The sequence below is a fragment of the Achromobacter sp. 2789STDY5608615 genome (assembly GCF_001298995.1).
GTDB lineage: Bacteria > Pseudomonadota > Gammaproteobacteria > Burkholderiales > Burkholderiaceae_B > Achromobacter > Achromobacter insuavis.
Window position 1 is genome coordinate 1 of record NZ_CYTY01000029.1, and the last position, 4,348, is coordinate 4,348.

4 protein-coding genes are annotated in these 4,348 nt (G+C 68.3%); all 4 read left to right on the forward strand.

Annotation, left to right across the window (positions count from 1 at the left end; genetic code table 11):
* The coding region (locus tag AOZ49_RS33665) for a Tim44 domain-containing protein (RefSeq protein ID WP_054477794.1) at positions 1–774 on the forward strand (774 nt) is incomplete at its 5' end.
* 195 nt (positions 775–969) lie between these two features.
* Positions 970–1,608, forward strand: coding sequence for a ubiquinone biosynthesis accessory factor UbiJ (locus AOZ49_RS22155; RefSeq protein ID WP_054477796.1), 639 nt, complete (start codon positions 970–972; stop codon positions 1,606–1,608).
* A gap of 3 nt (positions 1,609–1,611) precedes the next feature.
* Complete coding sequence (gene ubiB / locus AOZ49_RS22160) at positions 1,612–3,165, forward strand: ubiquinone biosynthesis regulatory protein kinase UbiB (protein ID WP_054433154.1); 1,554 nt, start codon at positions 1,612–1,614, stop codon at positions 3,163–3,165.
* A gap of 181 nt (positions 3,166–3,346) precedes the next feature.
* Positions 3,347–4,225, forward strand: a complete 879-nt coding sequence (locus tag AOZ49_RS22165; RefSeq protein WP_054433155.1) for a ferritin family protein — start codon at positions 3,347–3,349, stop codon at positions 4,223–4,225.
* Positions 4,226–4,348 lie beyond the last annotated feature (123 nt).

The following is a 4,348-nucleotide window of genomic DNA, read 5'->3' on the forward strand; positions in this document are numbered from 1 at the left end:
GCCGGCGCCGCGGGCGCGGCCGCCAAGAGCGGCGCGTCGCGCTGGCTCGGCCCGATCGCCGGCATCGCCGCCGGCCTGGGCATCGCCGCCCTGCTCTCGAGCATGGGCCTGTCGGGCGCCTTCGCCGAGTTCCTGTCGTCCGCGCTGCTGATCGCCGTGGTCGTGTTCGCCGTGATGTTCATCATCCGCCGCCTGCGTGGCGCCGCGCCGCGTCCGGCCACCCAGGGCGCCTTTGGCGGCGCCAACAGCGCGCCTGGCGAGCCGCAGCAGCAGCCCATGTGGCGTGAAACGCTGAAGCCGGCCACGCCGGCGGCCGCGCCGATCGCTGCCGTGGCCGCCGCGGAGCCGGTTGCCGCGATGCCCAAGGCGGGCGACGACAACAACTGGTTCGTGCCGGGTGATTTCGATACGCCCAACTTCCTGAAGCAGGCCAAGGACCAGTTCGTGCGCATCCAGGCCGTGTGGGACAGCGGCAGCACCGACCGCCTGCGCGACTACCTGACCGACGACCTCATCACCGAGCTCAAGCCGCAACTGACCGAGCGCGGCGCGGCCCCCAACAAGACCGAAGTGGTGCTGTTGAACGCCGAGCTGCTGGGCATCGAGACGGTGTCCGACGGCCACCTGGCCAGCGTGCGCTTCTCGGGCATGCTGCGCGAGGCGCCGGGCGCCGAAGCCTTCCGCTTCGAGGAAGTCTGGAACCTGTTCAAGCCCGCCAACGGCGGCTGGCTGCTGGCCGGCATCCAGCAGATCCCGGTGGAATTCGCCAGCTGATCCGGCTGGCGCCATCCCCCTGCTATCGCGGCGGCCTTGCGGCCGTCCGCCACAACCGGCCCCTCAGGGCCGGTTTTTCCATGCGCGGGCGCAAACCGCGTCCAGACTGTCCGGAACACACCCCCATCCAACCCGTTACACTCCCGATTTACCCATCAACTTCGTCATCCCCGTTTCGCGGGGCCGCGGACCGTCATGTTGCCTTTTTCGTTTCTGCCCACTCCTGCACGGCTGGCCGTCGGCGCGCTCAACACCCTGTTGAAGCGTGAAGACTGGGCGCGCGAACGCCTGGCCCGCCACGCCGGCAAGACCGTGCGTTTCGCGCTGGGCGGCTTCACCCTGGGCCTGACCATCGACAGCGAGGGCCTGGCGTCCCAGGCCGATGCGGCGGTGGTGCCCGACGTGACCCTGACGGTGGCGCCCGAGAAGCTGCCGCTGCCGCGCCTGGGCGCGGGTGGCGAGGCGCCCGACTTCGCCGAGGCCACGCACATTTCCGGCGACGCCGCGCTGGCGCAGGTGGTGGCCGACCTGTCCAAGCAACTGCGCTGGGACCCGGAAGACAGCCTGGCCCGGCTGGTGGGCGACATTCCCGCGCTGCGCATCGCCGGCGGGCTGCGCGCGGCCGCCGGCGGCGCGCGCCAGGCCGGCCAGCGCATGGCCGAGAATGTGTCCGAATACCTGGCCGAGGAAAGCGGCATGCTGCTGGGCCGCCCGGCGCTGGAGCAGTGGCGCCTGGACCTGGCCGAGTTGAACGCCCGCGCCGACGCGCTGGCGCGCTCGGCCGCCGCCCTGCAATCCCGACTGGCCACGGCCGCCGCCAAGCGAGGCGCCTGACCCATGTTCCCTTTGCTGCGCCTGCTTCGCATCATCCTGGTTTCGCTGCGCTACGGTCTGGACGAGCTGGTGCTGTCCAGCCTGAACCATCCGCTGGCGACCTGCCTGCTGCGCGTCATCCGCCTGGGCACCCGGCCGCGCAAGCCGCGCGGCCTGCGGCTGCGCCTGGCGCTGGAGTCGCTGGGCCCGATCTTCGTGAAGTTCGGCCAGGTGCTGTCCACCCGCCGCGACCTGATCCCCGCCGACATCGCCAACGAGCTGGCGCTGCTGCAGGACCGCGTGCCGCCGTTCCCGTCGGCCCAGGCCGCCGCCTGCATCGAGGCCGCGCTGGGCGCGCCGCCCGAAAAGCTGTTCGCGCAGTTCCAGGTCGACCCGGTGGCGTCGGCCTCCATCGCGCAGGTGCACTTCGCGGTGCTGCACGACGGCCGCGAGGTGGCGGTCAAGGTGCTGCGCCCGGGCATGCTCAGCATCATCGAGAAAGACCTGTCGCTGCTCAAGATCGTGGCCCGCATCATCGAGCGCCTGGGCGCCGATGGCCGCCGGCTCAAGCCGCGCGAGGTGGTGGCCGAGTTCGACAAGTACCTGCACGACGAGCTCGACCTGGTGCGCGAGGCCTCCAACTGCAGCCAGCTGCGCCGCAACTTCGGCCCGGAATCCGGCCGCGGCGACATGCTGATGGTGCCCGAGGTCATCTGGGAATACACCGCGTCCACGGTCTTCACCATGCAGCGCATGTACGGCGTGCCGGTGGGCCAGGTCGAGCGCATGCGCGCCGCCGGCATCGACATCCCGACCCTGGCGCGCACCGGCGTCGAGATCTTCTTCACCCAGGTGTTCACCGACGGCTTCTTCCACGCCGACATGCACCCGGGCAACATCTACGTGTCCGACCGGCCCGAGACGCTGGGCAGCTACATCGCCCTGGACTTCGGCATCGTCGGCTCGCTGTCGGAATTCGACAAGAACTACCTGGCGCAGAACTTCCTGGCCTTCTTCCACCGCGACTACCGCCGCGTGGCGCAGTTGCACATCGAGTCCGGCTGGGTGCCGCCGGATACGCGCGAGGAAGAGCTGGAGGGCGCGGTGCGCGCCGTCTGCGAACCCTATTTTGACCGGCCGTTGTCCGAGATTTCGCTGGGCCAGGTGCTGTTGCGCCTGTTCCAGACCTCGCGCCGGTTCAATGTGGAGATCCAGCCGCAGCTGGTGCTGCTGCAGAAGACGTTGCTGAACGTCGAAGGCCTGGGGCGGCAGCTCGACCCCAACCTGGATCTCTGGAAGACCGCCAAGCCCTACCTGGAACGCTGGATGCGTCAGCGCGTCGGGTTCAAGGGCCTGCGGCAGAGCCTGGAAAAAGAAGCCGCGCAGTGGTCGCAAATGCTGCCGGCGCTTCCCAGGCTGGTCCACGACCATCTGAACCGCCCGAACCTCTCGCCGGCGCTGCTGGCCGAGATGGTGCAGTTGCGGCGGGCCCAGCAGCAGAGCAACCGGCTGATCGCGGCGCTGGTTGGCGTGCTGGCCCTGGGTATCGGGGTGGCGTTGTGGGCATTGACCCGATAGGCGGCGCGATGGTGTAAGGGCGATCCTCCTGTCATGTTTCATTCATGAAACGGTCATCATAGCTTCGCGGGAGACGGCGAAAAATAGCGCTGCGGCGGCCAATGCAGCGTCACGCCGGCAAGCGCGTGCGCCATTCATTAATTTCTATAGCCCCACAGCGGGACGAAAACAAGGGCAGAACATGCTTTATCCTGAACTCTTCAAGACCATGGAAGCGGTGCGCTGGAACATGGCGCACGATATTCCCTGGGGCGACTTCGATCGCAGCAAGCTCTCGGACGAGCAGGCGCACACGATCAAGATGAACGCCATCACCGAATGGGCCGCATTGCCGGCCACCGAGATGTTCCTGCGCGACAATCGCGGCGACAGCGATTTCTGCGCGTTCATGTCGGTGTGGTTCTTCGAAGAACAGAAGCATTCCCTGGTGCTGATCGAGTACCTGCGCCGCTTCCGTCCCGACCTGGTGCCCACCGAGGAAGAACTGCACAACGTGCGCTTCGAATTCGACGTCGCGCCCGAGCTGGAAACGCTGATGCTGCACTTCTGCGGCGAGGTGCGCCTGAACCACTGGTACCGCCGCGCCGCCGAATGGCACACCGAGCCGGTCATCAAGTCCATCTACAAGACCGTGGCGCAGGACGAGGCCCGCCATGCCGGCGCCTACCTGCAGTACATGCGCCGCGCGCTGCACAACCGCGGCGAGGACACCAGCGTGCAGGCGCGCCTGGCGTTCTCCAAGATCGGCGTGCTGATGGCCTCGGCCGGCCGCACCCAGCAGGCGCTGCACCCGACCAACCTGCACGTCAACAAGGACCTGTTCCCCAACGATACGGTGCAGTCGCGCCTGCCCGAGCCGGGCTGGCTGGAACACTGGCTGGACAGCCAGATCCGCTTCGACGGCGTCTGGGAACAGAAGGTCGCCACGCGCATCCTGCACATCCTGTCCAAGCTGATGGACCGCAGCTTCGAGACGGTCAAGGACCTGAACCGCTACCGCAAGGAAATGACCGCGCTGGTGGTGCCCAAGGAAAAGGAAATCATCCTGGCCGGCGCCTGATCCGGCGGGAGGGTGGCGCGCGCCGGCCCCGGCCGGGGCGCGCCCGCTGAAGGGCGACGGCGGCCGCGGCCGCCGTCGTACAATCGCGGCATGTCAGCCGCCCGTTTCGAATCCAAAGTCCTG

What these genes read in the sequence shown, in the direction of transcription:
- AOZ49_RS22165 (WP_054433155.1), top strand. Translation starts at nt 3,347, where the DNA reads ATGCTTTATCCTGAACTCTTCAAGACCATGGAAGCGGTGCGCTGGAAC.
- AOZ49_RS22155 (WP_054477796.1), top strand. Translation starts at nt 970, where the DNA reads ATGTTGCCTTTTTCGTTTCTGCCCACTCCTGCACGGCTGGCCGTCGGC.
- ubiB (WP_054433154.1), top strand. Translation starts at nt 1,612, where the DNA reads ATGTTCCCTTTGCTGCGCCTGCTTCGCATCATCCTGGTTTCGCTGCGC.